Raw genomic sequence first — 26,259 nt, forward strand, 5'->3', positions numbered from 1 at the left:
CCACCATGTCCAACCTCCCGATTCCCCCCGCCCCCGGTTTCTACGGCGACGGTCATGCGCAGGACGCCGACCAGGAGCGCACCGAAGACCGCGAACGACTCGAACGAGACCGGGATGCCGTGCTGGACCCCGATGTCGACGAAGACACCCAGAACTCGGCGGACGCCGATGAGCGCGCCGCTCGAGAAGGCGTGGCCGACGGCGACGTGCCGAACGAATGACTCCTCAGGACAAGCCCTCGGTGATGCAGATCCCGACAGTCACGCTCAACGACGACACGCTCTTCCCACAGGTGGGCCTCGGCACCTATGGGCTGAACGGCGACGAGGGCATCGAGGCCGTGGTGGCCGCCATCGCTTCGGGCTACCGGCTGCTGGACACCGCGGTGAACTACGAGAACGAGCGGGAGATCGGAGAGGCGGTGCGCCGCAGCGGCGCGGACCGTGACGAGCTGTTCGTGGCGACGAAGATCCCGGGACGCCACCACGGCTACGACCTGGCGATCGAATCGACCAACGGTTCGCTGAACGTGCTCGGTCTGGACCGCATCGATCTCAGCCTCATCCACTGGCCGAATCCGAGCGTCGACAAGTACGTCGACACGTGGAAGGCGATGATCGACCTCCGCGGCGAGGGCAAGATCAGGTCGATCGGGGTGTCGAACTTCACCCAGCCGATGCTCGAGCGCCTCATCGAGGAGACCGGAGTCGTGCCCGCGGTCAATCAGGTCGAACTGCACCCGTACTTTCCGCAGGCGGCCCTGCGCGCGTTCCACGCCGAGCACGGCATCCGCACCGAGTCTTGGAGCCCACTGGCCAAGCGCAGCGAGCTGCTCACGGAGCCGATCCTGCGCGAACTCGCCGAGATCCACGGGAAGTCGCCGTCGCAGATCGCGCTGCGGTGGCACGTGGAGCTCGGCTCGACGCCCATCCCCAAATCCGCCGACCCCGATCGCCAGCGCGACAACGCCGACGTGTTCGACGTCGAGCTCACCGACGACGAGGTCGCGGCGATCTCCGCCCTCGAGCGGGGACGTCTGTGGGGCGGCGACCCCGACATCCACGAGGAGATGTGACTCCGGTCGCCGTGTCGGGGGTCAGGCGACGGCGCGGCGCACGAGGTCGCGCAGGCGCGACTCGACCTCGGATGTGACCTCGACGACCGCGAACGAGGTCGGCCACATCGCGCCGTCGTCGAGGTGCGCGTGCTCGTCGAAGTTGACGGTCGGGTAGCGCGTGTCGAACTTCGACTTCGGCTGGACGAACATGACGACCTTGCCCTCGCCGTTGGCGTACGCGGGGAAGCCGTAGAACGTCTTCGGCGCGAGGTCCGGGGCCTCCTCGGACACGAGCCGGTGGAACATCGTCGCGACCTCGGAGTCGATTCCCTCGAGCTCGTCGATGGCGCTCACGCACGCCTCCATCTCGCGCGCCAGCTTCGCCGCGCCCTTCAGACCCTTCGTCGATCGCAGCTCCTCGGCCCGCTGCTTCATCGCGGCCTTCTCGTCGTCGGAGAATCCGCCGTTCCCGTCGTTGCTCACCACCGGCTCCCTTCGCTCACCGCGGCCTTTCGGACCTTACTCCGACGATGCGCAGCGTGCCCACTCGCGGAGGGATCTCCGGAACGGTATCGACAGCCGGATCAGTGGGGCGCGTGGTACTCGGCTTCGCCGCGCTTCCAGTAGCCCTTGACCACGATCTGCTCCGCCGGAAGCATCCAGCGTTCGCGCAGAAGCGCCCGTCCGCTCTTCACGATCGCCTGCTCGGCGGCGACGAACCCGAACACGGCGCCGTCTGGTCGCTCGTCCGCTCCGATCCCGTCGAGTGTCGCGGCGAGAGCCGTGCCGGAGGGACCGTCGCCCCGATGGACGAACGAGACCGACACTCCCGCGGGCACGTTCTGAAGCGGCAGCTCACGGTCTGGCCCGGCCACTTCGATCAGGATGCGGCCGACCGCGTCGGCATCCATCAGTCCCACGAAGCGGCGCATCGCGGGAACGGCCGTCTCGTCGCCGGCGAGGAACCAGGCGTCGGGTCGTCCGGCCATGACCGCGGAGCCGCGCGGTCCGCCCACGCCCGCCGGAGAGCCCAGGGGAGCGTGGGCCGCCCAGGGCGCGCCGATGCCCTGATCGCCGTGGACGGCGAACTCCAGCTCGAGCCATCCCTCGTCGGCGTTCCATGCGAGGGGGGTGTACTCCCGGCTCGGCGAGGCACGGAGCTCCTCCACCGTCGAGGTCTCGCCGTCGGGGAAGAAGACCCGGATGTGGTCGTCGGCGCCCAGCGAGGCGAACCCGACTAGGTCGTCGCCGGTCAATCGCACGCGTACGTACTCGGGAGTGACCCACTCCCGGGCGGTCAGCGTCGTCCACCGGAACCGGAGCTCGAGCGGCCGGCGTTCGATGCGGAAAGTGGGTGTCTCAGCCGAGGAAGTCATCGCGACTTAGGCTAGCCTAAGTCGGCTTTGGAGTCGTCTGACCTCGAACGATCGGTTCAGACCTGTGCGCCGTCGTCGTCGGGATCTTCGAGTCCGACCCGGCGACCGCGCCAGGATTCGTACGCGATGAGCCATCCGATCGAGATCGCCCCGGCGAGGATCACGCCGAGCCACACGTTCTGCAGGATCAGCCCGATCAGCACGCCGACGACGAACAGCAGAACGGTGCCGAGCAGCCACTGGAGCCGGCCGCGCGGAAACCCGGTGCGAGGTTCAGACATGTCGCCAGCCTACGGGCACGCCGGCGACGGATGCCGGCCGCGGGATGCCGTCCGCGGAGTGACGGGCCGCCGGCATCCGTGGGAGTGTGGAGCGCATGAGCGCCGCGATCACTCCCGCACCGTCCGCACTGACCCTGGGCACATCCGGACTCGGACGAGACACGGAGGTCGGCTCCGTCGAGGAGGCGGCCGCGGTAGACCTGGTGCTGGCCCTGCTGCGGAGCGACCACGCGCTCCTCGACACCTCCAACGCCTACGCCGGGGGGCGCTCGGAAGCCGTGATCGGCAAGGCGCTGGCCGCGCTCAGCCCGGACGAGGTCAGCTCGGCCGGGCAGCCACCGGTGGTCACGAAGGTCGATGGCGATCCCGAGACCGGCGTCTTCGACCGTGACCGCGTGCTGCGCTCCTACGAGGAATCCCTCGCGCGGCTCGGCGTGGATCGCGTCTCCCTGGTGCACCTGCACGACCCGTTCACGATCACCTTCGAGCAGGCGGTCGCCCCGGGCGGTGCGCTCGACGGGATGCGGCATCTGCGCGACACCGGTGCCGTCGATGCGATCGGCATCGCCGCCGCGCCCGCATCCCTCGTGCAGCAGTACGTCGATACCGACGCCTTCGACGCTGTGCTGTGCCACAACCGCTTCACGCTCGTCGACCAGACCGCGCGCGCCCTGTTCGAGGACGCGAAGTCGCGTGGGATGACGGTCTTCAACGCTGCGCCCTTCGGCGCCGGACTGCTCGCCAAGGGGTCGGCCTCCGGGGCTCGCTACGGCTATCGCGAGGTGCCCGACGACCTGCGGCGCTGGGTGCAGGCGGCCGAAGAGGTGTGTGCGGCGAACGGGGTCTCGCTGCGGGCTGCTGCGCTCCACTTCTCGCTGCGGTCACCGCTGGTCGATTCGACCGTCGTCGGGGTCTCGTCTCCGTCGCGCCTCGCCGAGCTCGACGAGCTTGCGGCGACGCCCGTGCCCGATGACGTCTGGGGCGCGCTCGAAGGCCTCGGGCCCGCGCCGTCGAACGTGGACGCCTGAGGTCAGTCGTCGCCTCCGGCCGCCCACGCGATCGCCGCTTCTTCGCGGTCGACGGCGAAGAAGCGCAGGTCGCCGGGGAAGAGAAACGCGAGGCTGTGGATGATCTCGGCGATGACGGAGTGTCCCGTGACGACGGCGCAGCGCCCCCACACGCGGCGCGGCTTGCCGGACAGAAGCGTGTCCTGCCACATCGCGCCGAGCGAGTAGCGCTCGAACCGGTCACCCAGCACCATCACGAGGTTCACCTTTTCGTGCGTGGACAATGCTCGGTCCAGGGCCGGATCCAGCACCTTCTCGTAGTCTTCGGCGGTCACGTCGCCGACGGCGCGAAAGCCGAGGACGCCGTCGGGAACATCGTCGATCGTCTCGATCATGACCTCATCGTCGCGCGGACGAGGCACCGCGTCCACCCCTCCGGCGTCAGCCGTCAGCGGTCGCGGTGGTCTTCCGGATGCAGCCGGGGCGCGCGACGCGGCTCACGGACCCCGCCGGCGGCGAGGAGCCGGATGACGCGCTGCCGGTGGCCCGGCCATGCGGACAGCAGCTGCAGCATCCCGTCGTCGTCGGTGCGCGAACCCGTGAGGGCGTAGCCGACGTGGTGAGCGAGGTGATAATCGCCCACGCTCACCGCATCGGAGTCGCCGAGCGCGCGGATGCGCGTCTCCGCCGAGGTCCACGGCCCGATGCCCGGCTGCGAGATGAGGATGCGGTCGACCGCCTCGCCGTCGGCGGCGTCGGCGATCGCGCGCTCGAGGGCATCGCCGCGGCGGGCGGCTCGGACCACCGTCTGCGACTGCGGCGGCTCCAGTCCCGCGCGGTGCCACGCCCACGACGGGACGCGTCGCCAGCCGTCGATCGACGGCGGCGCGAACATCGGCACCGGTGTCGGTCCGGGGGCGCGCTCGCCGTACCAGGTGACGATGCGACGCCAGGCCGCGAAGGCCTGCATGCCGGTGACCTTCTGCTCGAAGATGGCGCTCGCCAGGGCCTCGAAGACGAGATCGGTACGGCCGAGCCTCAGCCCAGGATGACGATGATGCACTTCGGCGACCAGTGGGTGGGGCGACGGATCGAAGCCGTCGGTGGTGTCGTGCTCCCCGCACAGGCCGGGCACCTGCGCCAGCGCCCACGATGCGCCGGGGCCCCATGCTGCAGCGCGGATCGTTCCGGGGGAGGTCTCTCGAAGCGCGAGCGTCGCGATGCCGATCGGGGTGCGGCTCGCGCGCCAGATGACGGTGCCGGCGAGGACCATCGTCGGGTCGTTGGCGCCGTGGCGCTGGAACAGCACCGTGCGACGCAGGTCGAAGGGATGCCGAGGGCGGTACTCGGTCTCGAGGGGGCGGCCGCCGTGAGCGACGCGCAGGCCACGCACCGGTGTGCGCGACGTCGTCGCGCGGACCGGCATGCTCATGGTGCACACCCTATGTCGTCACGCCGACACGCATCCGGGTGCGCGGGCGCGAAGTGTGTCAGAAGCGGTCGGGCGAGGGGGTGCCGTGTCCGTAGCGGATGACGACGTCGGCGTGTCGGTCGAAGCGATACCCAACCCCGCGCACGGTGCGCACGATGTCTTCGTAGCGACCGAGCTTGGCGCGAAGGCGACGCACGTGCACGTCGATGGTGCGCTCGCCGGGTGCTTCCTCGTCGGATGACGCGCGCCACAGCGACGCGACGAGCTCGGCACGCTCGATCGTCGACCCCTCGCGCAGCACGAGGTACTGGAGGAGCTCGAACTCCTTGAAGGTGAACGCGGCCGACTCGCCGTCGATGAGCACACGCTTGCGGGAGATGTCCACGACGACGCCGCGCACGGCATCCTTCTCGGCTTCTTCTTCGTCGCGCTTTGTGCGGGCGACGGCGGCCGGCTCGTGCAGGGCGAGGCGGACGACGTCGACGTCGCGTCCACCCGCGCCGGTGGGGGAGAGGGCGACGGTCGCGTAGGTCTCCGCGGACGGCGCGAGGTTGGCGACGGTGCGGCGGAGCGCATCCACGAGCACGCCGAGGTCGACCCCCGCGGCCGCGGCCTTCGCCTCGTCGAGCCCCACGTAGAGGGCGAATCCGCGCGGCTCGGTGCCCGGCGGGAGCGTGCGCGCGGCCGATGCGGCCGGCGCCGGTTCGGGGTCGGCGACGGTGGGGACGGGCCCGGTCACGGCGCGCAGATGGCGAGCGGGAGGGGTCGGGCGGTCGAGGAGAGCGGTGGTCGACATGATGGGTCCTCAGCGGTGGGAATCCGGCCGGGTGCGGCTCAGGGGATTCACGTGTGTGTTGCGATGCGGCCCGTCGAATGGGCCGGAAGCGACGCCTTCGAGTACCCGGGGTCGGGGTACGCAGTGGTGCGTCGGGAACTCGGGTCGGAGCGAGAGAAGACCGTCGAGTCCAGCGGGGGTCACCGAATCAGCGACACATTCGACAACACATGACAGCGCGACCGGCAACCATCATGCCGGCAGTCCCGTTCGCCTCCAGGGCGGACAGAGAGCGTGCGTCGTCAGTCATGCGCCCGATTATGACCGAACGTGTCGCTATGCGTCAAATCGCGAAGGACGATGACGCTCCGCACGGGCCGATGTGGCAGATCGCTCAGTCCCGCACCCATGGGGATGTCGTGCGAGGGTGCACGCGTTTGTTGTTTGTGGCGCGAAACTACTTGCAAGAAGCCGTCACATGTGTTTCGATGTCGTCGAAGCGTTTAGCGAAGCGCTTCGATAAGCATCGTGGACGACGGAGTCGGAATGGCGAACATCAACGAGGTGGCGAAGGCTGCCGGTGTGTCGATCAGCACCGTCTCGTATGCGCTGAGCGGAAAGAGGGCGGTCTCTCCCGACACGCGCCGTCGCATCGAGAAGGCCGTCCAGGATCTCAACTATCTTCCGAACGCCGGGGCCCGCATGCTCGCCGGGCGGCGCACGCAGATCTTCGCCCTCACCGAGCCTCTTCGCAAAGACACTCACGCACCGACGCACATGGCATTCGTGCTGGCGGCCAGCGTCGCCGCCCGCCGCCACGACTACGACGTGCTCCTCCTGACCGAGGAGGAGGCTCAGCAGGGGATGCGGCGCGTCGCCGCCAATCGACTGGTCGACGCCATCCTGGTGCTCGACGTCGCACCCGATGATCCGCGGGTGGGGCTCGCTCGGTCCATCGCGTCGCCGACGGTGTTCATCGGCGTTCCTCGCGACCATGCGGGTCTGATCTGCGTCGACCTCGACTTCGAGGCGGCAGCCGCTCGCGCGGTCGACCTTCTCGCCGACGCCGGCCACACGTCGATCGGCCTCGTCGGGCAAGCCGAAGCCGCCTACGAGAAGTCCAATTTCCCGCCGCGCGTGAGGGAGGCCTTCCTTCGCCGCGCCGAGGAGCGGGATGTCGAGGCGGTGCATGGCACGTCGGGCGGGGCGCGGGCGAGTCGCACGGCGGCCCGGCGGACCGTCGCCGACATGATCTCCCTCGGCGCGACGGCTCTCGTGCTCCATACGGCGGAGGAAGCGCACGGCTCCATCCTGGCGGAGCTGTCCGAGCGCGGCCTGCGGGTGCCGGAGGACATCTCGGTGGTGTCGGTGGGCGCTTCGTTCGACACCGCCACCCTCGAGACGCCGATCGACTCGTTCCCGCTCGATCCGCAGGCGTCCTGCGATGCGGCGGTCGATCTCGCACTCGCCGCTGTCGACGGTCACCCGGAGCCAGCAGTGCACCTGATAGCGCCGCGGTATCACGCGTACGGGTCCATCGGCCCGCGACACGAGAGGGCGGTGGCCTGATCATGGTGGAGCGCGAGACGCCCACGCCCGCAATCGAAGCGCTTCGACGACCGATCTCCCACGTGTGGTTCGGCGGTGATTACAACCCGGAGCAGTGGCCGGAGGCGGTGCTGCTGGAAGACATCGATCTCATGCAGCAGGCTGCGGTGAACACCGCGACGGTCGGCGTCTTCTCCTGGGCTGCCCTCGAGCCGCAGCCGGGGGAATACGACTTCGGCTGGCTCGATGCCGCGCTCGACCGCCTGCACTCCGCGGGCGTCAAGGTCATCCTCGCGACGCCGACCGCGTCTCCTCCGCCGTGGTTCTCCCGGCTGCACCCCGAGGCGCTGCCCGTAACGCCCGACGGCGTGCGGCTCATCCACGGCAGCCGCGACACCTACAATCCCGCCGCTCCGGCGTACCGAGACGCTGCCCGCCGCATCACCCGAGTGTTGGCCGAGCGCTACGGCGACCACCCGGCGCTGGCGATGTGGCACCTGCACAACGAGTACGGCACGGTCTCCTATGGTCCGGTCACCGACGTCGCCTTCCGTGAGTGGCTGCAGGATGCTTACGGAGACCTCGACCGTGTGAACGCGACCTGGAACACGGCCTTCTGGTCACAGGTGTACTCCTCCTGGGAGGACATCCACGCGCCGCAGAGGACGCAGTACATTCCGAACCCCGCGCACCTCCTCGATTTCAAGCGCTTCAGTTCGGACATGCTGCTGCGCTGCCTGCGCGACCAGCTCGAGATCGTGCGAGAGGTGACGCCCGGCGTACCGACGACCACGAACTTCATGCTTCCGACATGGCATCACTACGACGAATGGGACTTCGCGCGCGAGCTGGATGTCGTCACGATCGACCACTACCCGGAAGACGGCCCCTCTGGCGACGCGCAGGTGGCATTCGCGGCGGATCTGGCCCGGTCCTTCGCGGGCGGTCGGCCGTGGCTCCTGATGGAACAGGCGACGTCGTTGGTCTACGACTACGCCGGCGGTCGCATGCTCGCCAAGGCGCCCGGGCGCATGCGCCGCAACACCTATCAGTACCTGGCGCGCGGATCCTTCGGATCGCTATTCTTCCAATGGCGTGCGCCGCGCGTCGGGGCGGAGTTCTTCCACTCGGCGATGGTGCCCCACGTCGGTCCCGACTCCCGCATCTTCCGGGAGATCCGCGACCTGGGCGCCGAGCTCGCAGGCGTCCCCGAACTGTCGGCCGGTCCGATCGAGGGGCGCGTCGTCGAATCGCGCACGGCGATCGTGTGGGACTCGACGGCGTGGTGGGCCACCGAGACGCGGATGCTGCCCTCTGCCGACGTCGCTTATCTCCCGGCGCTTCGCCGCGTGCACGAGGCGCTGTGGCGGTCCGGCGTGACGGCCGACTTCGTCGACCCGAACGGCGACCCCTCGCAGTACGACCTCGTCCTGGTACCCAGCATGATCGCCGTGAGCGACTCCCAACGGGAGGCGTTCGACCGTTTCGTCGCGAACGGCGGACACCTGGCTGTCTGGTACCTCTCCGGATCGACCGACGAGCACCTGCGCGTGCGTGAGGGAAGCTATTCGGCGGCGTTCGCCGAACTCGCCGGCGTGCGGGTGGAAGAGCATGCGCCGCTCCGGGACGGCCAAAACCTCACTCTCAGCGAGGGAACATGCGCGTCGGCCTGGAGTGAGGTCCTCCACGTACGCGGGGCCGAGGTGGTCGCGTCCTATGGCGCCGACGCGCCGGCGGTCATCGCACCCGGCTCGGCAGCCATCACCCGCAACGTCCGCGGCTCCGGAGTCGTGCACTACATCTCCACGCGCGTGGAGGGCGACGATCTGCAACGCCATCTTGCACGCATCGTCGCCGACGCGGGCATCGAGGCCGCCGTGCTTCCCGACGGCGTCGAGCACGTCGTGCGACGCACGAAGACCGGCGCGCTGCGCATCTTCATCAATCACACCGAGCGGGCGCAGACCGTTCGGGCCACCGGCAGGAACGTCCTGTCGAACACGGATGTCGACGGCGACGTCGCCGTCGCAGCGGGCGATGTCCTCATCGTCCGGATCGAGACCTCACCCGAGGGTTCACGCAAGTGACCGAGAAAGGAGTGCCGACGATGGCACACAGCAGTACCTGGAGAAAGCGCGGCCTGGCCGCGACCGGACTGGCGGCGGCAGCCGCGCTCGCGCTCGCGGGATGTTCCGGAGGAAGCGATGGCGGTTCCGGCGACGACGGTGCCGCGGAAGACGTGACGATCGAGTTCTGGGGCTGGGTCCCGGGCCTCGAGGACGCGGTCGCCGAATGGAACGAGAACAACCCCGCCATCCAGGTGGAGTTCTTCCGGATGACCGGCGACGACGGCGACAAGATCCCCGCCGCGATCGACGCCGACACGGCCCCCGACGTCGTGCAGATGTCCGCGCACTCGCTGCCGGGTCACATCATCAACAATCGGCTCACCGACCTGACCCCGTACGTCGACGGCCTGGCTGAGGACTTCACCGCCAGCTCGTGGGGCACGGTCTCCTTCGGAGATGCGGTGTACGGCATCCCACAGGATTCCGGCCCCACCGGTCTGATGTACCGCACCGACATCTTCGAGGAGTACGGCATCGAGGTTCCCACCACGTGGGAGGGGTACGTGCAGGCAGGCCGCGATCTGAAGGCTGCCAACCCCGACATCTACATCGCTCAGTTCTCGCCCAATGAGGCGGGCCTGTGGATGGAGACCGTGTGGCAGAACGAAGGCAGCTTCTTCCAGATCGAAGACGACGCCTGGGACGTCACCGTCAACGGGCCGGAGAGCCTGGAGGTCGCCGAGCTCTGGCAGACGCTCCTCGACGAAGACCTCGTGAAGGTCGTCGAGATGTGGACGCCCGAGTACTGGGCCGAGGTGAACGCGGGCACGATCGCCACCATCAACTACGCGGCATGGTTCCCGGTGCTGCTCGAGGAGAGTGCGGAGTCGACCAGCGGGAACTGGGCGGTCGCGGACACCCCGCTGTTCTCCGGCAAGAACACCGCCGGTGAATCGGGCGGAAGCGTGAACGTGGTCACGGCGAACTCCGAACACCCGGAGCAGGCCGTCGAGTTCATCACCTGGCTGAACTCCAGTGATTCCGGAGTCGAGTACCTCATCGACGGCGGGGTCTTCCCGTCGGCGGTCACCGGCCTGTCGAGCGAGTCGCTCCTGCAGCCGTCGGAGTTCTACGGCGGTCAGGTCATCAACGAGGTCTTCGCGGATGCCGCGGAGCGCGTGCCCGGCACGTGGACGGCCGGCCCGACCCATGACCTCACGGTCAACGCCCTCAAGGACGAGTTCGGGCGCGTCGCCAACGGCGAGATCACCTTCGAAGAGGCTCTCGACAACGTTCAGGACATGACGGTCGAGGAGCTCGAGGCGATGGGCCTCAACGTCGCATCATGACCTCGACAGCCGTCCCGACGCGCACGTCCCCCCGCCGCATCCGCGGCGGGTGGGGCGTGCGCCTCGCCCCGTACCTCTTCCTCGCGCCGTTCATCATCCTGTTCGTCGTCTTCCTCATCCTGCCGATCCTGACGGCGCTGTGGATGAGCTTCTTCTCGGTGCAGCGCGGCGGACTCGGGTTCGACAACAGCAACGACCTGGCCTTCGTCGGCCTGGACAACTACATCCGCGCGTTCCAGGACCAGGGATTCCTCGAGAGCTTCGGGCGTGTGCTCCTGTTCGGCGTGGTGCAGGTTCCGGTCATGATGATCCTCGCGATCACGCTGGCGCTCCTGTTCGATTCCGCCGTCGTTCGCGCCAAGCGCTTCTTCCAGCTCAGCGTCTTCCTGCCCTATGCGGTCCCGTCCGTCGTCGCTGCGCTCGTGTGGGGCTTCCTCTATCAGCCGCGCGTGAGTCCGATCGTCGAGGGACTCGCCTCCATCGGCATCTCGGTCGACTTCCTGGCGCCGGGAACGGTGCTGTGGTCGATCGCGAACGTCACGATCTGGACCGTCACGGGCGTGAACGTCATCATCATCTTCGCCGCCCTGCAGACCGTTCCGCGCGAGATGTACGAAGCCGCACGCATGGACGGTGCGGGTGAATTCCGCACGGCTCTGCAGATCAAGCTCCCGATGGTGCTGCCGGCCGTCGTGCTGACCACCCTGTTCTCGATCATCGGCACGCTGCAGCTGTTCAACGAGCCGATGACCCTGCGCTCGATCACCTCGAACGTCACGGGCGACTACACGCCGAACATGGCGATCTTCCAGGCGACGACACTCGGCGGCAACATCAACCTCGGCTCGGCGATGGCCATCATCCTGGGCATCGCGACCTTCATCCTCTCGATCGTCCTGTCGGTGTTCCAGAACCGCAAGAAGGGAGCGTCGGCATGACCACGCAGATCGCACCTGCGCCCGAGACGGCCGCGCACCCCTCGGTCGCACCCTCGCCCCGCAGGCGTCAGCAGGTGTACGCCGAAGGCGAGCGACCGAGCCGCACGGCCCGCACCGTGGGCTGGATCTTCATGATCGCCGTGACGCTCTACTTCCTGGTGCCCGTCTACTGGCTCATCGTGGCGTCCACCAAGTCCACCGGAGACCTCTTCTCCACCCCGGGCTTCCTCTTCGCCGATTTCAATCTGTGGCAGAACCTGGTCGATCTCACCGAGCAGGCCGACGGCATCTACTGGCGGTGGATGTTCAACTCGCTCATCTACTCCGGCCTCGGCAGCGTGCTCATGACCTTCATCAGCGTCATCTCCGGATACGCGCTGGCGATGTACCGCTTCCGCGGTCGGACCGTGATCCTCGCGGCGCCACTGGGCAGCATGCTCGTGCCGCAGACCGTTCTCGCGCAGCCGACCTACGTGCTGCTGGTCGAGATGGGGCTCAACAACACCATGTGGGGCGTGCTGTTGCCGAGCCTCGTGTATCCGTTCGGGGTCATGCTCGGCTTCATCTACGCCCAGACGAGTGTGCCGATGGAGCTGCTCGAGGCGGCCCGTCTCGACGGGGCGAGCGAGTGGCGAGCGTTCTGGTCGATCGCGCTGAAGCTCCTGACACCCGGCGCGGTGACCATCCTGCTGTTCGCGTTCATCGGCAGCTGGAACAACTTCATGCTGCCGCTCCTGGTGCTCAGCGATGCGCGGCTGCAGCCTGTCACCGTGGGTCTCTCGGGATGGAGCCAGGCGGCGATCACGATCCCGGGACTGCAGACCCTGGTGATCGTCGGCTCGCTGCTGTCGATCATCCCGATCATTATCGTGTTCGTGTCGCTGCAGCGCTACTGGCGCTCGGGGCTCGCCGCGGGCGGGATGAAGTTCTGACCCGATGACGGTGCTGAGATACACCACGGCGAGCGATACCTGGCTCGACCGTCTCCCGCTGGGGGACGGTCGAGTCGGCCTGATGGTCGGTGCCGACGCGTCCGCGCGCCGCCTCGGGCTGAACGAGGCGACCGCGTGGTCCGGGGGCCTCGCCAGTGCAGACCGCGACCTCGTCGACCCGGCGTCGGCGGCTGAAGCGCTCGCCGCGGCGAGGGCTGCCGTCTCGGCGGGAGATCCACAGCGCGCGGAGACCGCGATGCGGACACTCCAGCACGGCTACGCTCAGGCGTTCCTGCCCGTCGGAGAGGTGACGATCACGACCGCCGGGCGTCCAGATCGGGCCAAGGAGATCGTCCGCGAGCTCGACCTCGAAACCGCCGTTCACGTGTGCCGCGCCGAGGGCGTCACCGCGACGTCCATCGTGTCGTGGCACAGCGGTCTCATCGTCCACCGGGAGTCGTACGCGCGGCCGACGGACGCCGTGGTCTCCTTCGACACGCCACTTCGCCGCGTCGACGAGGAACGCGCGGACGCCCGCGCCGTCGTCGTGCTGGACCTTCCCGCCGATGTCGCGCCCACGCACGAGCCCGACGCGCCGGCCGTCACCTGGGAGGCCGATGACGTGTCGACGGGCACCGTCGTGGTGATCGTCGACGTCGAACATGACGGGGCCGCCCGTTGGTCCGGCGGCGATCTCGTCGTGTCCGGTGCGAACCGTCTTGACATCCGCATCGCGTTGACCACGACGATCCGAGGCGTCGCGGCCCCTCCGGAACCTCGCGAGAAGGCCCGATCGCGCGCGGAGGGCCTCCTCGCCGCCGCAGACTCGCGTGAGGCGATCGACCGGCACGAACATGCGTTCCGCGCCTCCGCTCCGAACTTCGCCTTCGAGCTCGCCGGCGACCTCAAAGTCATCGGCGACCCGCACCGGGCCATCATCGAAGCCGAGCGACGCGACGTACTCCCCACGGGCGTCCTGTCGGCCCTCATCTCCTACGGTGTGTATCTGCTTCGATGCTCGAGCACCGAGACGGGGCCCCCGGCCAATCTGCAAGGCATCTGGAACGCCGAGATGCAGCCGCCGTGGTCCTCGGCATACACCCTCAACATCAATCTGCCGATGAACTACTGGGCGGCCGAGAGTGTGGGGCTCTCAGGTCCTCATACGGCGCTCCTCAACCTCCTCGAGGGCCTCGCGAACCGCGGACGTGACACCGCCCGGCGGCTCTACGGGATCGAGGGCTGGGTCTCCCACCACAACACGGATCTGTGGGCGTACACGCTGCCGACGGCGGGTGATGCGGCCTGGTCGCACTGGCCCCTCGGTGGCGCCTGGCTGGTGCGGCAGTTCGATGAACAGCGTCGCCACGGGGACATGACCCCCGAGGTTCGCGCCCGCTTCCGGCCGGTCGCGCGCGATTGCGCGAGATTCCTCCTCGGATGGCTCCGCACCGATGCGAACGGAGCGGCGACCACGTCGCCCTCGACGTCGCCCGAGAACCGCTACCTCGTAGGCGGCAGACCGGTTGCGCTGACCGAAGGCTCGGCCCTGGACCTCGCACTCATCCGAGAGGTGCTCCGCCTCGTGGTCGATCTCGCCGACGACGCCGGTGAACCGGACGATCCGGTGGTCGCCGCCGCCCGGGAGGCCCTCCCGCGGCTGGCTCCCGCGCGTGTGCAGGCCGACGGGCGCATCCTCGAATGGGGGTCGGAGGTGGACGACGAGGACCGCGCTCACCGCCATCTCTCTCACCTCTACGAGTGGTACCCCGGCGACGGGGGCAGGGACGACCTCCACGCCGCCGTGGCGCACACGCTGGACACGCGCGGCGACGATTCCACGGGGTGGTCCCTCGCATGGAAGATCGCGCTCCGCGCACGACTGGGTGACGCCGCGGCCGTCTCGTGTCTCCTGCGATTGGCCACGCGTGCCGCTTCCCCCGAGGGCGGGCACCGCGGCGGTCTCTATCCCAATCTCTTCGCCTCGCACCCGCCGTACCAGATCGACGGCAACTTCGGTCTCGTCAGCGGCGTCCTGGAGGCACTCGTGCAGAGTCACCGCCCCGGCCGGATCGACCTCCTGCCCGCCCTGCCGGCCGAGATGGGTACCGGCCGGGTGCGCGGCTTGATCGCCCGGCCGGGCATCCGTCTCGACCTCGACTGGTGCGATAGCGAGCCCGTCGCTCTGACCCTGGAGGCGGTTAAGCCGTCAACGGCCGGTCCGGTCACGGTCGCGCACGGCAGTCGTCGCGCGGTGATCGATGTGCCCGCCCGTGGGGTGATCGAGGTCCCGCTCCCACTTCCCCTTCCCTCAACGACACCCATCGACAGGAGTACCGCGTGAAGTTCACCGACGGGTTCTGGCAGCTGCGACCCGGCGTCACCGCCCTGTACGCCCAGGAGGCGTACGACATCTGGCACACGGCCGACACGGCCGACGGCGAGGGATTGGTGGTCACTGCGCCGACGGCGCGCATCGCCAAGCGCGGCGACACGCTCAACCGGGCGGTGCTCACGACAACCCTGTCCTCGCCGATGGAGGGTGTCGTGAGGGTACGCATCGCCCACCATGACGGCGGTGCCTGGCACGGCGGATTCGGGCTTCCCGGCGCGACCGGCGCCGGGAAGGCATCCCTCGACGAGTCGGGCGGCGTGCTGGAGACGGGCGCGCTGACGGCGCGTATCACCTCGGGTGCACCGTGGGACCTCTCCTTCGAGGTCGACGGACGCCGCGTGACCGGCAGCGGACACAAGGCACAGGGATACGTGCAGCTGAGTGAGGATGCGCAGGTGGATCCCGGGATCGTCGGCGACGCGCGCGCCGGCACGACCGTGTCCCGCGGCGGGACGTTCGTGCACGAGCAGCTCGACCTCGGTGTCGGTGAGCTCGTCTACGGGCTCGGAGAGCGGTTCGGTCCGCTCGTGAAGAACGGGCAGAGCGTCGAGGTGTGGAACGCCGACGGAGGAACGTCGAGCGAACAGGCATACAAGAACGTGCCGTTCCACCTCTCCAGCCGTGGCTACGGCGTTCTCGTGAACGACTCCGGACACGTCTCCTACGAGATCGGCTCGGAGGCGGTCGAGCGCGTGCAGTTCTCCGTCGCGGGCGAGGTGCTGGAGTACTTCGTCATCGCCGGCCCGACCCCGAAAGACGTGCTCTCGCGCTACACCGCGCTCACCGGGCGGCCCCCCGTGGTGCCCGCGTGGTCTTACGGGCTCTGGCTGTCGACGAGCTTCACCACCGATTACGACGAGGCGACAGTCACGTCGTTCATCGACGAGATGTCCCGGCGCGACCTGCCGGTGTCGGTGTTCCACTTCGACTGCTTCTGGATGCGCGAATTCAACTGGTGCGACTTCGAGTGGGACCCGCGCGTGTTCCCCGAGCCCGACGCCATGCTGCAGCGCCTCCACGAGAAGGACCTGCGCGTGAGCGTGTGGATCAACCCCTACATCGGCCAGCGCTCACCGCTGTTCCGCGAGGCCGCTGACCAGGGATTCCTGGTCACACGGCCGGATGGGTCGGTGTGGCAGTGGGACATGTGGCAGGCCGGGATGGCGCTGGTCGACTTCACCAATCCCGCGGCGACCGCGTGGTATCAGTCGCACCTGCGCCGGCTCGTCGAGCAGGGCGTCGACTGCTTCAAGACCGACTTCGGTGAGCGCATCCCGACCGACGTGGTGTACTTCGACGGCTCCGATCCGTCGCGCATGCACAACCTCTACACGCACCTGTTCAACGCTGCGGTCCACGAGGTGCTCGTCGAGGCCCGGGGAGAGGGCGACGCCGTGCTGTTCGCCCGTTCGGCCACGGCCGGCGGACAGACCATGCCGGTGCACTGGGGCGGCGACTCCACCTCGACGTACGCGTCGATGGCCGAGACCCTCCGCGGCGGCCTCTCGCTCGCGGCCAGCGGCTTCGCGTTCTGGAGCCACGACATCGGCGGATTCGAGGGCACCCCGGATGCAGGGGTCTTCAAGCGCTGGACCGCATTCGGGCTCCTGGGCAGCCACTCCCGCTTCCACGGGTCGCAGTCCTACCGGGTGCCGTGGCAGTTCGACGAAGAGGCGGTGGATGTCACGCGCATCTTCACCAAGCTCAAGATGCGTCTCATGCCGTACCTGTTCCAGCAGGGCGTCGACGCGGCGGCCACCGGCGTGCCCGTCATGCGCCCGATGATGATGGAGTTCCCCGACGATCCCGCCGTCGCCTACCTCGACCGGCAGTACATGCTCGGCTCCGAGCTGCTGGTCGCCCCGGTGTTCAGCGCCGAGGGTGAGGTGGAGTTCTACCTCCCCGCCGGCACGTGGACGAACCTGCTCACGGGCGAGGAGGTCGAGGGTGCGCGGTGGCGCCGCGAGACTCACGGCTTCGACTCGCTGCCGCTCTACGCCCGGCCGGGTGCGGTGATCCCGTGGGGCGCGCGCGACGACCGGCCGGACTACGACTACCGGGAAGGACTTCGTCTGCGCGTGTTCCCGGGCGGCGAGGGCACCCGCACAGTGGCCGTCACCACCCCGGACGGGCAGCGCGCATCTTTCGACATCGATCTCGACGAGGTGACCCGATGAGAATCGGCAACTCCGACTACCGCGACTCCGGACTGGTCTTCCCGGAAGGCTTCGTCTTCGGTTCTGCCACGGCGTCGTACCAGGTGGAGGGCGGCTTCGACGAGGGCGGTCGAGGGGCCTCGATCTGGGACACCTTCAGCAAGACGCCCGGAAACGTCTGGAACGGCGACACCGGCGACGTCGCGTGCGATCACTATCACCGCTGGGAGCGCGACCTCGATCTCATGAAGGATCTCGGGCTCGGTGCGTACCGCTTCTCGATCGCCTGGCCGCGCATCCAGCCGACCGGCACGGGTGCGCCGAATCAGGCGGGCATCGACTTCTACTCCCGGCTCGTCGACGGTCTGCTCGAGCGCGGAATCCGTCCCGTGGCGACGCTGTACCACTGGGACCTGCCGCAGGCTCTCGAAGACGCCGGAGGGTGGCCGGCCCGCGCGACCGCCGACGCGTTCGAGCAGTACGCGGCCGTCATGGGCGCCGCGCTCGGCGATCGCGTCCACACCTGGACCACCCTGAACGAGCCGTGGTGCTCTGCTTACCTCGGATACGGCCAGGGCGGGCACGCACCCGGACGCCGGGAGCCGGCATCCGCCCTCGCCGCCGTGCACCACCTGAATCTCGCCCACGGACGTGCCGTGTCGGCACTGCGTGAGACGTCGACCGGCGACCCGCAGTACTCCGTGACCCTGAACTTCCACGTGCCGCGCGGACGCGGCGATCGCGCCGAGGAGGCGATCCGACGGGTGGATGCGCTCGCCAACCGCGCCTTCACCGGTCCCATGCTGCGTGGGGAATATGCGCAGGATCTTGTCGAGGACACCGCGGCGGTCACCGACTGGTCGTTCGTGCACGACGGCGATCTCGCACAGATCAATCAGCCGATCGACGTGCTCGGCGTCAACTACTACTCCACGGTGACCGTGCAGATGTGGGACGGGGTCGCGGAGCGGCAGCAGAACGACGGCCACAAGGCCGCCGGCGGCGGCACGGCGTGGCCGGGCAGCGACACGTCGGTGGAGTTCCTCGAGCAGGCCGGGCCGTACACCGCGATGGGCTGGAACATCGCGCCCGACGGCCTGGAGGAGCTGCTCGTATCGCTGTCGCACCAGTTCCCGGACCAGCCCCTCATGGTCACCGAGAACGGCGCGGCGTTCGACGACGTGGTCGCCGCCGACGGATCGGTGCCCGATCCGGAGCGGCTGGACTACCTGCGCCGGCACTTCACGGCCGCACACCGCGCGCTGCAGCGGGGCGTCGACCTGCGCGGCTACTTCGTGTGGTCGCTGCTGGACAACTTCGAGTGGGGCTACGGATACGCCAAGCGCTTCGGCATCGTGCGGGTCGACTTCGACACCCTCGAACGCACGGTGAAGGATTCCGGCCACTGGTATCGCCGGCTTGCGAGCACCGGCGTGCTGCCCGAGTGACCACGACGCCCGGGTGAAACGGGGCATCGAGGCGGGCGTGTCAACCCCGTGACCGCGCACCTCGACGGCGCGAAGCTGGAATCCACGGAAGGAGACCCGCATGAGCGAGAACGACGAGAAGAAGGCGTCCGACGACGTCGACCACGTGGCGGTCGGCATCGGCGTGATCGGCGGACACGACATCGGCGAGGCGCCGACCGAATCGGGGTCTGCGGGAGCCGACGAGGTCTCGGAGGCCGGGGGCGACGTCGACGACGTGGCGAGCATCGTCGCGCAGGTGCGCTCGGATTCCGGCGACGCCTCGCGCGAAGAGGTCGCGCAGACCCTCCGCGAACGGTTGGGACAGGCGGGCCAGGACCTGTCCGACGAGGAGGTCGACCGGCTGGTCTCGCAGGTGACGACCGGAGACGGATGACCCCCGGCGCGCAATCTGCGCGCGCGGTGCGAGCCGAGCGTGTTCCGGCGCCGCCGGCCCGCGGCAGGCGTACGCTATCGCCGTGACAGACCTGCGCTTCACCCGACAGAACGACGCTTCGCGCTACACGCTGCACCGCGGCGACGACCTCGTCAGCGTGCTCGACTACCGCGACGACGGCCGGACCGTCGCCCTCACGCGCGCCTACACCGTGCCGACCTTCCGAGGGCACGGGTACGCGGCCGAGATCGTCGAGCGCGCGGTGGATGACATCGAGAGCACGGGGGACCGCCGGGTGAGCCCGGTCTGCTGGTACGTCGCCGACTGGTTCGCCGCGCACCCGGCCCGGGCGGGCATCCTGCAGCCGCGCTGACGCCTACCCGGCCCGCGCCTGCCGGTCAAGCCCTCGAGACGCATCCGAGGCACCCGTCACGCTGAAGGGAGACGGAAGGAGTCGGCATGGATGAGGAACGCGACCTGCCGGAGGGCGTCATCGACGCCGAACCCGCGGGCGGGTGGGAGAGCGGCGCCGTGGCCGACGGTGAGACCGCCGAGGCCGACCGCGAAGCCACGGGCAGCCCGGACCTCACGCTCGAGCACCAGGAACCCGACCCGGGTGTCGACGTCGGACCGGTCGAGGGCGCGCAGCCCGACACCGATCCCGACCTCGCCGCAGACGACGAGGAGGAGACCTCGTGAGCACCAGCGGAAACGAGTTCGACGAACCGGGCGTGAACTATCCCGATCGCCGGGATGCGGAAGACGCGAACGACACGACCACCTCGACCGGTGAGGCCGACACCCGAAGCACCGACTCGCCCTCACCGGCGGGTGCGACCCCGGACGGCCACCACTACGGGCACGATGGCGGACGCGACACGATGACCGTCGATCAGGCGCAGCGCTCCGGTGCTCTCGACGAGCGCGGCGAGCAGTCCCGCCCCGCGATGTCGGAGAACAATGCCTCCGCGTCGGAGAAGCTCGACGGGCTCGTCGAGCAGATGCGCGCCGACCTCGCCGGAGAGCCGCTCGCAGCCGTCGAGCATGCCGTGCGCGGCCGCGTCGCGCAAGCCGGCCTCGACGTCTCCGATGCCGACATCGCCGCTCTCTCGCGGCGGATCGCGAGCGACACCGAGGACTGAGCGGAGCGCCTCGACGACCGTGTCGGAGGGTCGATCTACCCTGTCGGCATGCGCATCCTGCACACCTCCGACTGGCACATCGGGCGATCCTTCCACGGTCACTCGACGCTCGATGCGCTGCGCGGCGTGCTGGAACACCTCGTCGAGCAGGTGCGCGAGCACGACGTCGACGTCGTGATCGTCGCCGGCGACGTGTTCGACTCTGCGGCACCGGCGGCGGCGTGCTACACGCTCCTCAGCGACGCGCTGCGCGGCCTGGCCGACACCGGCGCGCACGTGATCGTCACCAGCGGCAACCACGACTCGGCGGCACGCCTCGGATTCCAGGCAGGGCTTCTGCGTGAGGGCATCCACGTGCTCACCGACCCGCTGAGACTCGACGACCCGGTCGTGATCGACGATGCGGACGGACCCGTGCGCTTCTACGGCATCCCGTACCTCGAGCCGGGCATCGTCCGCCACGTGTGGCCGGGCGCCGTGATGCGTACGCAGGCCGATGCGATCGACCATGCCATGAGCCTCGTGCGGGCCGACCTGCAGGAGCATCCGGCCCGCAGCGTCGTGATCTCGCACTGCTTCACCGCCGGCGTCGAGCCGACTCCGGGCGTGGAGCGCGAGATCCGCCAGGGGAGCCTCGATGTGGTGCCGCTGTCGAGCTTCGACGGCGTCGACTACGTCGCCCTCGGCCACATCCACGGCCGGCAGCAGCTCGCGCCCACGGTGCGCTACGCCGGGGCGCCGCTGCATTACAGCTTCGGTGAGGGGGCGAAGCCGCGCGGATCATGGCTCATCGACATGGATGCCGCGGGCGAGGTCGCGGCGACGTGGCTCGACCTTCCGATCCCGCGCCGTCTGGTGACCCTTCGTGCGACGTTCGACGAGCTGCTCGAGGCGGAGGACTACGAGGCCCACGTCGACGCCTGGGTGTGCGCGCAGTACACCGACGCGACGCCGCAGATCGACGCGATGCGCCGCCTGCTCGCCCGCTTCCCGTTCTGCGCGACGGTCATGCACACTCCGGCGACACCGGCCGCGGATGCCTCCGGCGGATACGCGCGCCGGGTGCGCGCGGTACGCAGCGATGCGGAGCTCGTCGACGCCTTCCTCGCGCACGTGCGCGACGGCGAGGGCGCGAGCGAGCTCGAGCACGAGCTCATCCGCGACATCATCGACCAGCGCAGCCTCGCGGAGGCGACGGCGTGAGACTGCACCGTCTCGAACTCGAGGGGTTCGGGCCGTTCCGCGACCGCCAGGTGGTCGACTTCGACGCCTACGAGGGCGACGGCATCTTCCTCATCACCGGTAGAACCGGTGCCGGCAAGTCGAGCGTGCTCGACGGCGTGTGCTTCGCGCTCTACGGCTCTGCCCCGCGCTACGACGGCGCCGAGAAGCGACTGCGCAGCGACCACTGCGCTCCCGAGGATCCGACCCGCGTGAGCGTGGAGTTCACCGTCGGCGATCGCCGATGGAAGGTCACCCGATCCCCGGAATACCAGCGGCCGAAGAAGCGCGGCGAGGGCTTCACGACGCTCGCTCCCGACGCGCACCTCGACGAGTACGTCGAGGGCGAGTGGATCGGGCGGCAGCGCGGTCCCCGCAACGTCGCGCTCGAGCTCGACGAGATCGTGGGGCTCAGCCAGCAGCAGTTCCTCCAGGTCATCCTGCTCGCCCAGAACCGCTTCGCGGAGTTCCTGCTCGCCAAGAACGACGAACGGCAGCGGCTGCTGCGAACCCTCTTCGGCACGAAGACCTACGAGGATTATCAGAATGCGCTCGAGCAGCGCCGTCGAGACGGCGAACGCGCGCTGTCGACGGCGCTCGAGACGGCCGTCGTGCTCCTCGACGAAGCCGAGCGCGTCGCCGACGATCTGTGGCGCGATGACGACACCGACGGCGCCGAGGCGGCCGATGTCACGGCGCGAGCGGCGCTCGCCGCTCGTGCGCAGGCTCGTCTGGACTACCGTGCCGACGCGCTCGTGCGCGAGCGCGACGACGCCGACGCCGCGCACCGCGCTGCCGAGGCCGCGCACACGGCCCGTCGTGGGTTGCGGGAACGCCACGATGCACGTGCGCGAGCGCGGCAGGCGCTCGTGCACCTCGAGGCACGTGCGCAGGAGATCGCCGACCAGCGGCACCGCCGCGATCGAGCCGCGGACGCGGAAGCGCTGCGTGCCTCGATCGACGCCGCAGACGCGGCGCACCGGACCGCGGCGGCGGCCGCAGCCGCGTGGCGCGGTGCGCAAGGTGAGTGGACTCGGCTGGGTGAGGCGGAGGCCGACGACGCCGGCCTCGCGGCGATCATCGAGCAGTGCACGGGAGAGATCGCCGTCGCGGAGAGCGCCGCGGACGACGAGGCGGCCCTCCCCGGGCTCGTCGCGCGCCTCACCACCGCGCGCGAGCGCCTCGACGAGCTCGACGGGCTCCTCGCGACGATCGACGCGGGCCGGGCCGAACTGCCGGTGCGTCTCGCGCAACTCGAGGCCGATCTGGCGGCCGCGACCGAAGCGGCCGGGGCACGCGACGCTCTCGCCGAACGGCGCGCCACGATCGCAGCGCGCCTCGATTCCGCCGCCACCCTCGATCGGCGCGCCGCCGACCTTCGCGCCGCAGAGGGCGCCCACGCCGAGGCGCTGGGCCTGCTCGAATCGGCCACCGCCGCCGTGCGAGCGCTGCTGCGTCGCCGTCTCGACGGCCATGCCGGAGAGCTCGCCACCGGCCTCGTCGCGGGTGAGCCCTGCGCCGTGTGCGGATCACGTGAGCATCCGGCTCCCGCGGTCGGTGCCGACGAGCCCGTGAGCGACGAGGACATCGCCGCGGCGGAGACGCGTCACGCGGCGGCCCTCGACGCCGAGCGCGACGCGGCGACCGCTGCGTCGGATGCGCGGGCAGCCGTCGCCGAGGTGCGCGGCGCCGTCGGCGACGCCACCGTCGACTCGCTCACCGCAGATCTCGAACGCGCCGACCTTGACCTGGGCCTGGCCGACGCGGCCGACACGCGACGTCGGGAGTTGTCCGAGCAGCGCCGCGGCCTCGTGGAAGCCGACGCGCAGGCGGCGGCCGAACGGGAGCTGCTCGTCGCGGATGCGGTGGCACGGCGGCAGGAGATCGCCGTCGCCGACCAGGAGCTGGCGCAGACGCGCCGACGCGTCGACGCTGCCCGGGGTGAGCACGACAGCGTCGCGTCGCGACTGGCCGCCGCGCGCCGGCGGCGCAGCGCCGCCGAGGCGCTGCGCACGGCCTCGCGCGAGCACCTCGCGAGCGTCGACGCGGAGTCGGTCGCTCGTCGCGACATCGATGGCCGGCTCACCGAGAGCGGCTTCGAGTCGGTCGACGATGCCCGTGCGGCGCTGCTGCCGGCATCGGAGCGCCGAGACCTCGACGCGGCCGTGACGGATCACGACGTGCAGCTGCGGAGCGAGCGCGACAGACTCCGCGAGTTGGAACTCGAACTCGCCGGCGTCGGCGACGAACCGATCGACACCGACGAGACCGCGACCGCCCTCGGCCAGGCGCGAGACCGATGGAGCGCGGCCGTCGACGCGGCGGCCGCCGCGACGCAGCGCCGGGAGCGGCTGGCCGATCTCCGCGGCCGTGCCGGCGGAGCTCTCGCGGCCACGTCGGATCTGGCACAGGAGCAGGCAGTGATCGCGCGGCTCGCGAACACCGTGGCGGGCCGCGCCCCCAACACCCACCGCATGTCGCTGGAATCCTTCGTGCTCGCCGCCGAGCTGGAGGAGATCGTCGAGGCGGCCAACCTGCGCCTGTCCGAGATGTCATCCGGTCGCTACACGCTCCGGCACAGCGATGCCGTCGCGGCCCGCGGCGCATCCAGCGGTCTCGGCCTCACCGTGCTCGACGCACACACCGGACAGGCCCGTCCCGCGCAGTCGCTGTCGGGCGGGGAGACCTTCCTCGCCTCGCTGGCTCTCGCGCTCGGTCTCGCCGAAGTGGTCACATCCCGCTCGGGCGGGGTCCGCCTGGACACCCTCTTCATCGACGAGGGCTTCGGTTCCCTCGACGCCGAGACGCTCGACCTCGCGATGCGCACGCTCGACGAGCTCCGCCAGGGCGGACGCACCGTGGGCCTCATCAGCCACGTCGCGGCCATGAAGGAGCAGATCCCCGCGCAGCTGGTCGTGGAAGCCACCCGCGAGGGGCCCAGCACGCTGCGGCAGGGTGTGGCCTCGATCACGTGATGCGGCTCCCGGCACGTAGGCTGGAGGACATGACCAAAAGCACGATCTGGACCATTCTCGGCGTCATCGCGGCGGTGGTCATCGCCTGGATCCTCGTCGAGTTCGTCTTCACGGCGATCGTCTTCTTGTTCAAGCTCGTCATCGTCGCGATCGTGGCGCTCGTCGTCTTCTTCCTCCTCCGCGCCGCCTTCTCGCGGTCGTAGGCTTCGCGGTCAGCCGAAGAGATCGTCGAGCGAGACCGGCACGCCGGTCCGATCGGTGAGCGCCTGGCGGGCGGCGCGCCATCCGGGCATGCCCGTGACCCCCGGCCCCGGCGGCGTCGACGCCGACGCGAGGTACACACCGGGCATCGGTGTGCGCCACGGCGTGCGTGAGACGACCGGGCGGCGTACCGCCTGCGCGAGGGTGAACGCGCCGCCGAGGATGTCGCCGTCGATGTCCGACGGGTTCACGCGGGAGCGCTCGGCGGCCGTCACCGCATGCGAGGCCCGCACGAGGCGACGGAATCCCGGCGCGAACCGCTCGACCTGTCGGGTCACCGGCTCCGTCGGATCGAGCGTCGACGCCGGCGGCACGTGGATGTAGGCCCACAGCACATGCGTGCCGTCCGGGGCGCGCGAGGAGTCGACCACGGTGGGCTGCACGGCGAGCACGTACGGATGCTCGGGGATCCGGCCGGCTGCCACCGCGTTCTCACCTGCCTCGACCTCTGCCCGTGTGCCGCCGAGGTGCACCGTGGGGGCGCGTTCGACGTCGGCCGCCGCCCATGGCACGGGGCCGTCCAGAGCGAAATCGACCTTCGCGGCCGCCGACCCGTGCCGGTAGGCGCGGATCGCGCGGGCATAGCGGTCGGGGATGTCCGGGTGGGTCAGCAGCAGCCGTGGGGCGGTGTCCAGCAGCAGCAGGTCGCCGGCGCCCGGGTCGCCCCAATCCAGGTCGGCGAGGCTTCGCACGTGAGACCCCGTCTCGACGCTGCCACCGTGTGCTCTCAGGTCGTCGGCGAGCGCGTCGGCGATCCGCTGTGCTCCACCGCGCGGGAGAGACCACCCTTCGGGGGTGTGTGCGTGCGCGGCGAGGAACAGGCCGGAAGCGGCAGCGGCCAGGGAAGGGAGAGGGGTGTTCCCGTGCGCGAGCACGCCCGCGAGCAGAGCCTGGACGTCGGCGGAGAACGTCGTCTGCCCGGCCTTCGTGCCCGTCAGAAGCATCCCTGCTCCGAACCCCGCCATCACGAGGGGATGACGCGGCACCCGCAGGAGCTGGTCGCCGGTGACCGCCACCAGCTCGTGGATGCGACGGGACAACGGCTCGATCAGCCTGCGGTAGGCGGCACCTCCGGCCCCGAGATCGTCCACCGTGCGGTCGAGGTCATGCCACGCGATCGCCGCCCGTCCGCCGTCGAGCGGCTGCGCGTAGGAGGCCTCCGGCGTGATCCACTCGATGCGCTCGCCGAGCCCGAACGCGCGGAAGAACGGCGAGCTTCGCGCCGCCGGATGCACCGCCGACCCGACGTCGTGCCGCACCCCGGGCAGGGTGAGGCCGGCCGTGCGCACGCCGCCGCCGATGGCACTCGAGGCCTCGAGCACGTGGACGTCGTAGCCGGCGCGCGCGAGCGAGACCGCCGCGGCGAGCCCGTTCGGGCCGCTGCCCACGACCGTCGCACGCCTCGCCATGGCCCCAGTGTGGCACTGCTCCGAAGCGGTGATCTCGCCCACGCGCCGGGACGACGGTTCCTTCCCGCGACCC

At 69.8% G+C, this 26,259-nt stretch carries 25 protein-coding genes; 18 read left to right on the top strand and 7 right to left on the bottom strand.

What is annotated here, in order from left to right:
* The first annotated feature begins 5 nt into the window (after positions 1–5).
* Together IM777_RS03300 and IM777_RS03305 are read left to right on the top strand one after the other, a co-directional pair.
* Entirely contained in the window at positions 6–221 is a 216-nt protein-coding gene (locus IM777_RS03300) for a hypothetical protein (protein ID WP_194384636.1), read from the top strand.
* Between the two features lie 20 nt (positions 222–241).
* On the top strand, positions 242–1,075 hold the full coding sequence (locus tag IM777_RS03305; RefSeq protein WP_194385423.1) for an aldo/keto reductase: 834 nt from the start codon (positions 242–244) through the stop codon (positions 1,073–1,075).
* Positions 1,076–1,096: 21 nt separating this feature from the next.
* On the opposite strand, the gene IM777_RS03310 is transcribed toward IM777_RS03305, so the two are convergent.
* From IM777_RS03310 to IM777_RS03320, 3 genes are all read right to left on the bottom strand, one after another.
* A complete protein-coding gene (locus IM777_RS03310; RefSeq protein WP_390178400.1) occupies positions 1,097–1,540 on the bottom strand; it encodes a hypothetical protein in 444 nt (147 codons plus the stop codon).
* A 101-nt stretch (positions 1,541–1,641) separates the two neighbouring features.
* The gene (locus IM777_RS03315; RefSeq protein ID WP_194384637.1) at positions 1,642–2,433 is read right to left on the bottom strand and encodes a siderophore-interacting protein; all 792 of its coding nucleotides are present in this window, start codon (positions 2,431–2,433) and stop codon (positions 1,642–1,644) included.
* A 56-nt stretch (positions 2,434–2,489) separates the two neighbouring features.
* Positions 2,490–2,714 (bottom strand): hypothetical protein, encoded by a 225-nt coding sequence (locus tag IM777_RS03320; RefSeq protein WP_194384638.1) that lies wholly within the window; start codon positions 2,712–2,714, stop codon positions 2,490–2,492.
* A 95-nt stretch (positions 2,715–2,809) separates the two neighbouring features.
* Here IM777_RS03320 and IM777_RS03325 point away from each other — a divergent pair, with 95 nt between their 5' ends.
* Positions 2,810–3,742: an aldo/keto reductase gene (locus tag IM777_RS03325; protein ID WP_194384639.1), complete on the top strand. Its 933-nt coding sequence runs from the start codon at positions 2,810–2,812 to the stop codon at positions 3,740–3,742.
* A gap of 2 nt (positions 3,743–3,744) precedes the next feature.
* On the opposite strand, the gene IM777_RS03330 is transcribed toward IM777_RS03325, so the two are convergent.
* Genes IM777_RS03330 through IM777_RS03340 form a run of 3 tightly spaced genes read right to left on the bottom strand, consistent with a single transcriptional unit; the run spans position 3,745 to position 5,949 of the window.
* Complete coding sequence (locus IM777_RS03330) at positions 3,745–4,116, bottom strand: SpoIIAA family protein (RefSeq protein WP_194384640.1); 372 nt, start codon at positions 4,114–4,116, stop codon at positions 3,745–3,747.
* Between the two features lie 53 nt (positions 4,117–4,169).
* A complete protein-coding gene (locus IM777_RS03335) occupies positions 4,170–5,153 on the bottom strand; it encodes a DNA-3-methyladenine glycosylase family protein (protein ID WP_390178401.1) in 984 nt (327 codons plus the stop codon).
* 58 nt (positions 5,154–5,211) lie between these two features.
* Positions 5,212–5,949, bottom strand: coding sequence for a winged helix-turn-helix domain-containing protein (locus IM777_RS03340; RefSeq protein WP_194384641.1), 738 nt, complete (start codon positions 5,947–5,949; stop codon positions 5,212–5,214).
* 507 nt (positions 5,950–6,456) lie between these two features.
* Here IM777_RS03340 and IM777_RS03345 point away from each other — a divergent pair.
* From IM777_RS03345 to IM777_RS03415, 15 genes are all read left to right on the top strand, one after another.
* A complete protein-coding gene (locus tag IM777_RS03345) occupies positions 6,457–7,497 on the top strand; it encodes a LacI family DNA-binding transcriptional regulator (protein WP_228480937.1) in 1,041 nt (346 codons plus the stop codon).
* 2 nt (positions 7,498–7,499) lie between these two features.
* Positions 7,500–9,563, top strand: a complete 2,064-nt coding sequence (locus IM777_RS03350) for a beta-galactosidase (protein WP_194384642.1) — start codon at positions 7,500–7,502, stop codon at positions 9,561–9,563.
* Between the two features lie 20 nt (positions 9,564–9,583).
* The gene (locus tag IM777_RS03355) at positions 9,584–10,894 is read left to right on the top strand and encodes an ABC transporter substrate-binding protein (RefSeq protein ID WP_194384643.1); all 1,311 of its coding nucleotides are present in this window, start codon (positions 9,584–9,586) and stop codon (positions 10,892–10,894) included.
* Positions 10,891–11,832 (top strand): carbohydrate ABC transporter permease, encoded by a 942-nt coding sequence (locus IM777_RS03360; RefSeq protein ID WP_071043961.1) that lies wholly within the window; start codon positions 10,891–10,893, stop codon positions 11,830–11,832. The genes IM777_RS03355 and IM777_RS03360 overlap by 4 nt, the downstream gene beginning before the upstream one ends.
* Entirely contained in the window at positions 11,829–12,764 is a 936-nt protein-coding gene (locus IM777_RS03365) for a carbohydrate ABC transporter permease (RefSeq protein WP_194384644.1), read from the top strand. The genes IM777_RS03360 and IM777_RS03365 overlap by 4 nt, the downstream gene beginning before the upstream one ends.
* A gap of 4 nt (positions 12,765–12,768) precedes the next feature.
* On the top strand, positions 12,769–15,108 hold the full coding sequence (locus IM777_RS03370) for a glycosyl hydrolase family 95 catalytic domain-containing protein (protein WP_194384645.1): 2,340 nt from the start codon (positions 12,769–12,771) through the stop codon (positions 15,106–15,108).
* Positions 15,105–17,336, top strand: coding sequence for an alpha-xylosidase (gene yicI, locus IM777_RS03375; protein ID WP_194384646.1), 2,232 nt, complete (start codon positions 15,105–15,107; stop codon positions 17,334–17,336). Before IM777_RS03370 ends, yicI begins: the two co-directional genes overlap by 4 nt.
* Complete coding sequence (locus tag IM777_RS03380; protein WP_194384647.1) at positions 17,333–18,763, top strand: GH1 family beta-glucosidase; 1,431 nt, start codon at positions 17,333–17,335, stop codon at positions 18,761–18,763. The genes yicI and IM777_RS03380 overlap by 4 nt, the downstream gene beginning before the upstream one ends.
* Positions 18,764–18,863: 100 nt before the next feature.
* Positions 18,864–19,178 carry a hypothetical protein gene (locus IM777_RS03385; protein WP_194384648.1) on the top strand — a complete coding sequence of 105 codons (315 nt, stop codon included), beginning with the start codon at positions 18,864–18,866 and terminating at the stop codon, positions 19,176–19,178.
* Positions 19,179–19,260: 82 nt separating this feature from the next.
* The gene (locus IM777_RS03390) at positions 19,261–19,551 is read left to right on the top strand and encodes a GNAT family N-acetyltransferase (protein WP_071043956.1); all 291 of its coding nucleotides are present in this window, start codon (positions 19,261–19,263) and stop codon (positions 19,549–19,551) included.
* 86 nt (positions 19,552–19,637) lie between these two features.
* A complete protein-coding gene (locus IM777_RS03395) occupies positions 19,638–19,877 on the top strand; it encodes a hypothetical protein (protein ID WP_194384649.1) in 240 nt (79 codons plus the stop codon).
* Complete coding sequence (locus IM777_RS03400) at positions 19,874–20,320, top strand: hypothetical protein (RefSeq protein WP_194384650.1); 447 nt, start codon at positions 19,874–19,876, stop codon at positions 20,318–20,320. Before IM777_RS03395 ends, IM777_RS03400 begins: the two co-directional genes overlap by 4 nt.
* Before the next feature lie 48 nt (positions 20,321–20,368).
* Positions 20,369–21,523 (top strand): exonuclease SbcCD subunit D, encoded by a 1,155-nt coding sequence (locus tag IM777_RS03405; protein WP_194384651.1) that lies wholly within the window; start codon positions 20,369–20,371, stop codon positions 21,521–21,523.
* Positions 21,520–24,516: an AAA family ATPase gene (locus IM777_RS03410; protein ID WP_194384652.1), complete on the top strand. Its 2,997-nt coding sequence runs from the start codon at positions 21,520–21,522 to the stop codon at positions 24,514–24,516. The genes IM777_RS03405 and IM777_RS03410 overlap by 4 nt, the downstream gene beginning before the upstream one ends.
* A gap of 29 nt (positions 24,517–24,545) precedes the next feature.
* Entirely contained in the window at positions 24,546–24,719 is a 174-nt protein-coding gene (locus IM777_RS03415; protein ID WP_176759383.1) for a hypothetical protein, read from the top strand.
* 9 nt (positions 24,720–24,728) lie between these two features.
* On the opposite strand, the gene IM777_RS03420 is transcribed toward IM777_RS03415, so the two are convergent.
* Positions 24,729–26,186 carry a phytoene desaturase family protein gene (locus IM777_RS03420; RefSeq protein ID WP_194384653.1) on the bottom strand — a complete coding sequence of 486 codons (1,458 nt, stop codon included), beginning with the start codon at positions 26,184–26,186 and terminating at the stop codon, positions 24,729–24,731.
* Between the last annotated feature and the right edge of the window lie 73 nt (positions 26,187–26,259).

Origin of the sequence: Microbacterium luteum (assembly GCF_015277875.1) — a bacterium.
Lineage (GTDB): Bacteria > Actinomycetota > Actinomycetes > Actinomycetales > Microbacteriaceae > Microbacterium > Microbacterium luteum.

What these genes read in the sequence shown, in the direction of transcription:
- IM777_RS03300 (WP_194384636.1), top strand. Translation starts at nt 6, where the DNA reads ATGTCCAACCTCCCGATTCCCCCCGCCCCCGGTTTCTACGGCGACGGT.
- IM777_RS03315 (WP_194384637.1), bottom strand. Translation starts at nt 2,433, where the DNA reads ATGACTTCCTCGGCTGAGACACCCACTTTCCGCATCGAACGCCGGCCG.
- IM777_RS03320 (WP_194384638.1), bottom strand. Translation starts at nt 2,714, where the DNA reads ATGTCTGAACCTCGCACCGGGTTTCCGCGCGGCCGGCTCCAGTGGCTG.
- IM777_RS03325 (WP_194384639.1), top strand. Translation starts at nt 2,810, where the DNA reads ATGAGCGCCGCGATCACTCCCGCACCGTCCGCACTGACCCTGGGCACA.
- IM777_RS03330 (WP_194384640.1), bottom strand. Translation starts at nt 4,116, where the DNA reads ATGATCGAGACGATCGACGATGTTCCCGACGGCGTCCTCGGCTTTCGC.
- IM777_RS03335 (WP_390178401.1), bottom strand. Translation starts at nt 5,153, where the DNA reads ATGAGCATGCCGGTCCGCGCGACGACGTCGCGCACACCGGTGCGTGGC.
- IM777_RS03340 (WP_194384641.1), bottom strand. Translation starts at nt 5,949, where the DNA reads ATGTCGACCACCGCTCTCCTCGACCGCCCGACCCCTCCCGCTCGCCAT.
- IM777_RS03350 (WP_194384642.1), top strand. Translation starts at nt 7,500, where the DNA reads ATGGTGGAGCGCGAGACGCCCACGCCCGCAATCGAAGCGCTTCGACGA.
- IM777_RS03355 (WP_194384643.1), top strand. Translation starts at nt 9,584, where the DNA reads ATGGCACACAGCAGTACCTGGAGAAAGCGCGGCCTGGCCGCGACCGGA.
- IM777_RS03360 (WP_071043961.1), top strand. Translation starts at nt 10,891, where the DNA reads ATGACCTCGACAGCCGTCCCGACGCGCACGTCCCCCCGCCGCATCCGC.
- IM777_RS03365 (WP_194384644.1), top strand. Translation starts at nt 11,829, where the DNA reads ATGACCACGCAGATCGCACCTGCGCCCGAGACGGCCGCGCACCCCTCG.
- IM777_RS03370 (WP_194384645.1), top strand. Translation starts at nt 12,769, where the DNA reads ATGACGGTGCTGAGATACACCACGGCGAGCGATACCTGGCTCGACCGT.
- IM777_RS03380 (WP_194384647.1), top strand. Translation starts at nt 17,333, where the DNA reads ATGAGAATCGGCAACTCCGACTACCGCGACTCCGGACTGGTCTTCCCG.
- IM777_RS03385 (WP_194384648.1), top strand. Translation starts at nt 18,864, where the DNA reads ATGAGCGAGAACGACGAGAAGAAGGCGTCCGACGACGTCGACCACGTG.
- IM777_RS03395 (WP_194384649.1), top strand. Translation starts at nt 19,638, where the DNA reads ATGGATGAGGAACGCGACCTGCCGGAGGGCGTCATCGACGCCGAACCC.
- IM777_RS03405 (WP_194384651.1), top strand. Translation starts at nt 20,369, where the DNA reads ATGCGCATCCTGCACACCTCCGACTGGCACATCGGGCGATCCTTCCAC.
- IM777_RS03415 (WP_176759383.1), top strand. Translation starts at nt 24,546, where the DNA reads ATGACCAAAAGCACGATCTGGACCATTCTCGGCGTCATCGCGGCGGTG.
- IM777_RS03420 (WP_194384653.1), bottom strand. Translation starts at nt 26,186, where the DNA reads ATGGCGAGGCGTGCGACGGTCGTGGGCAGCGGCCCGAACGGGCTCGCC.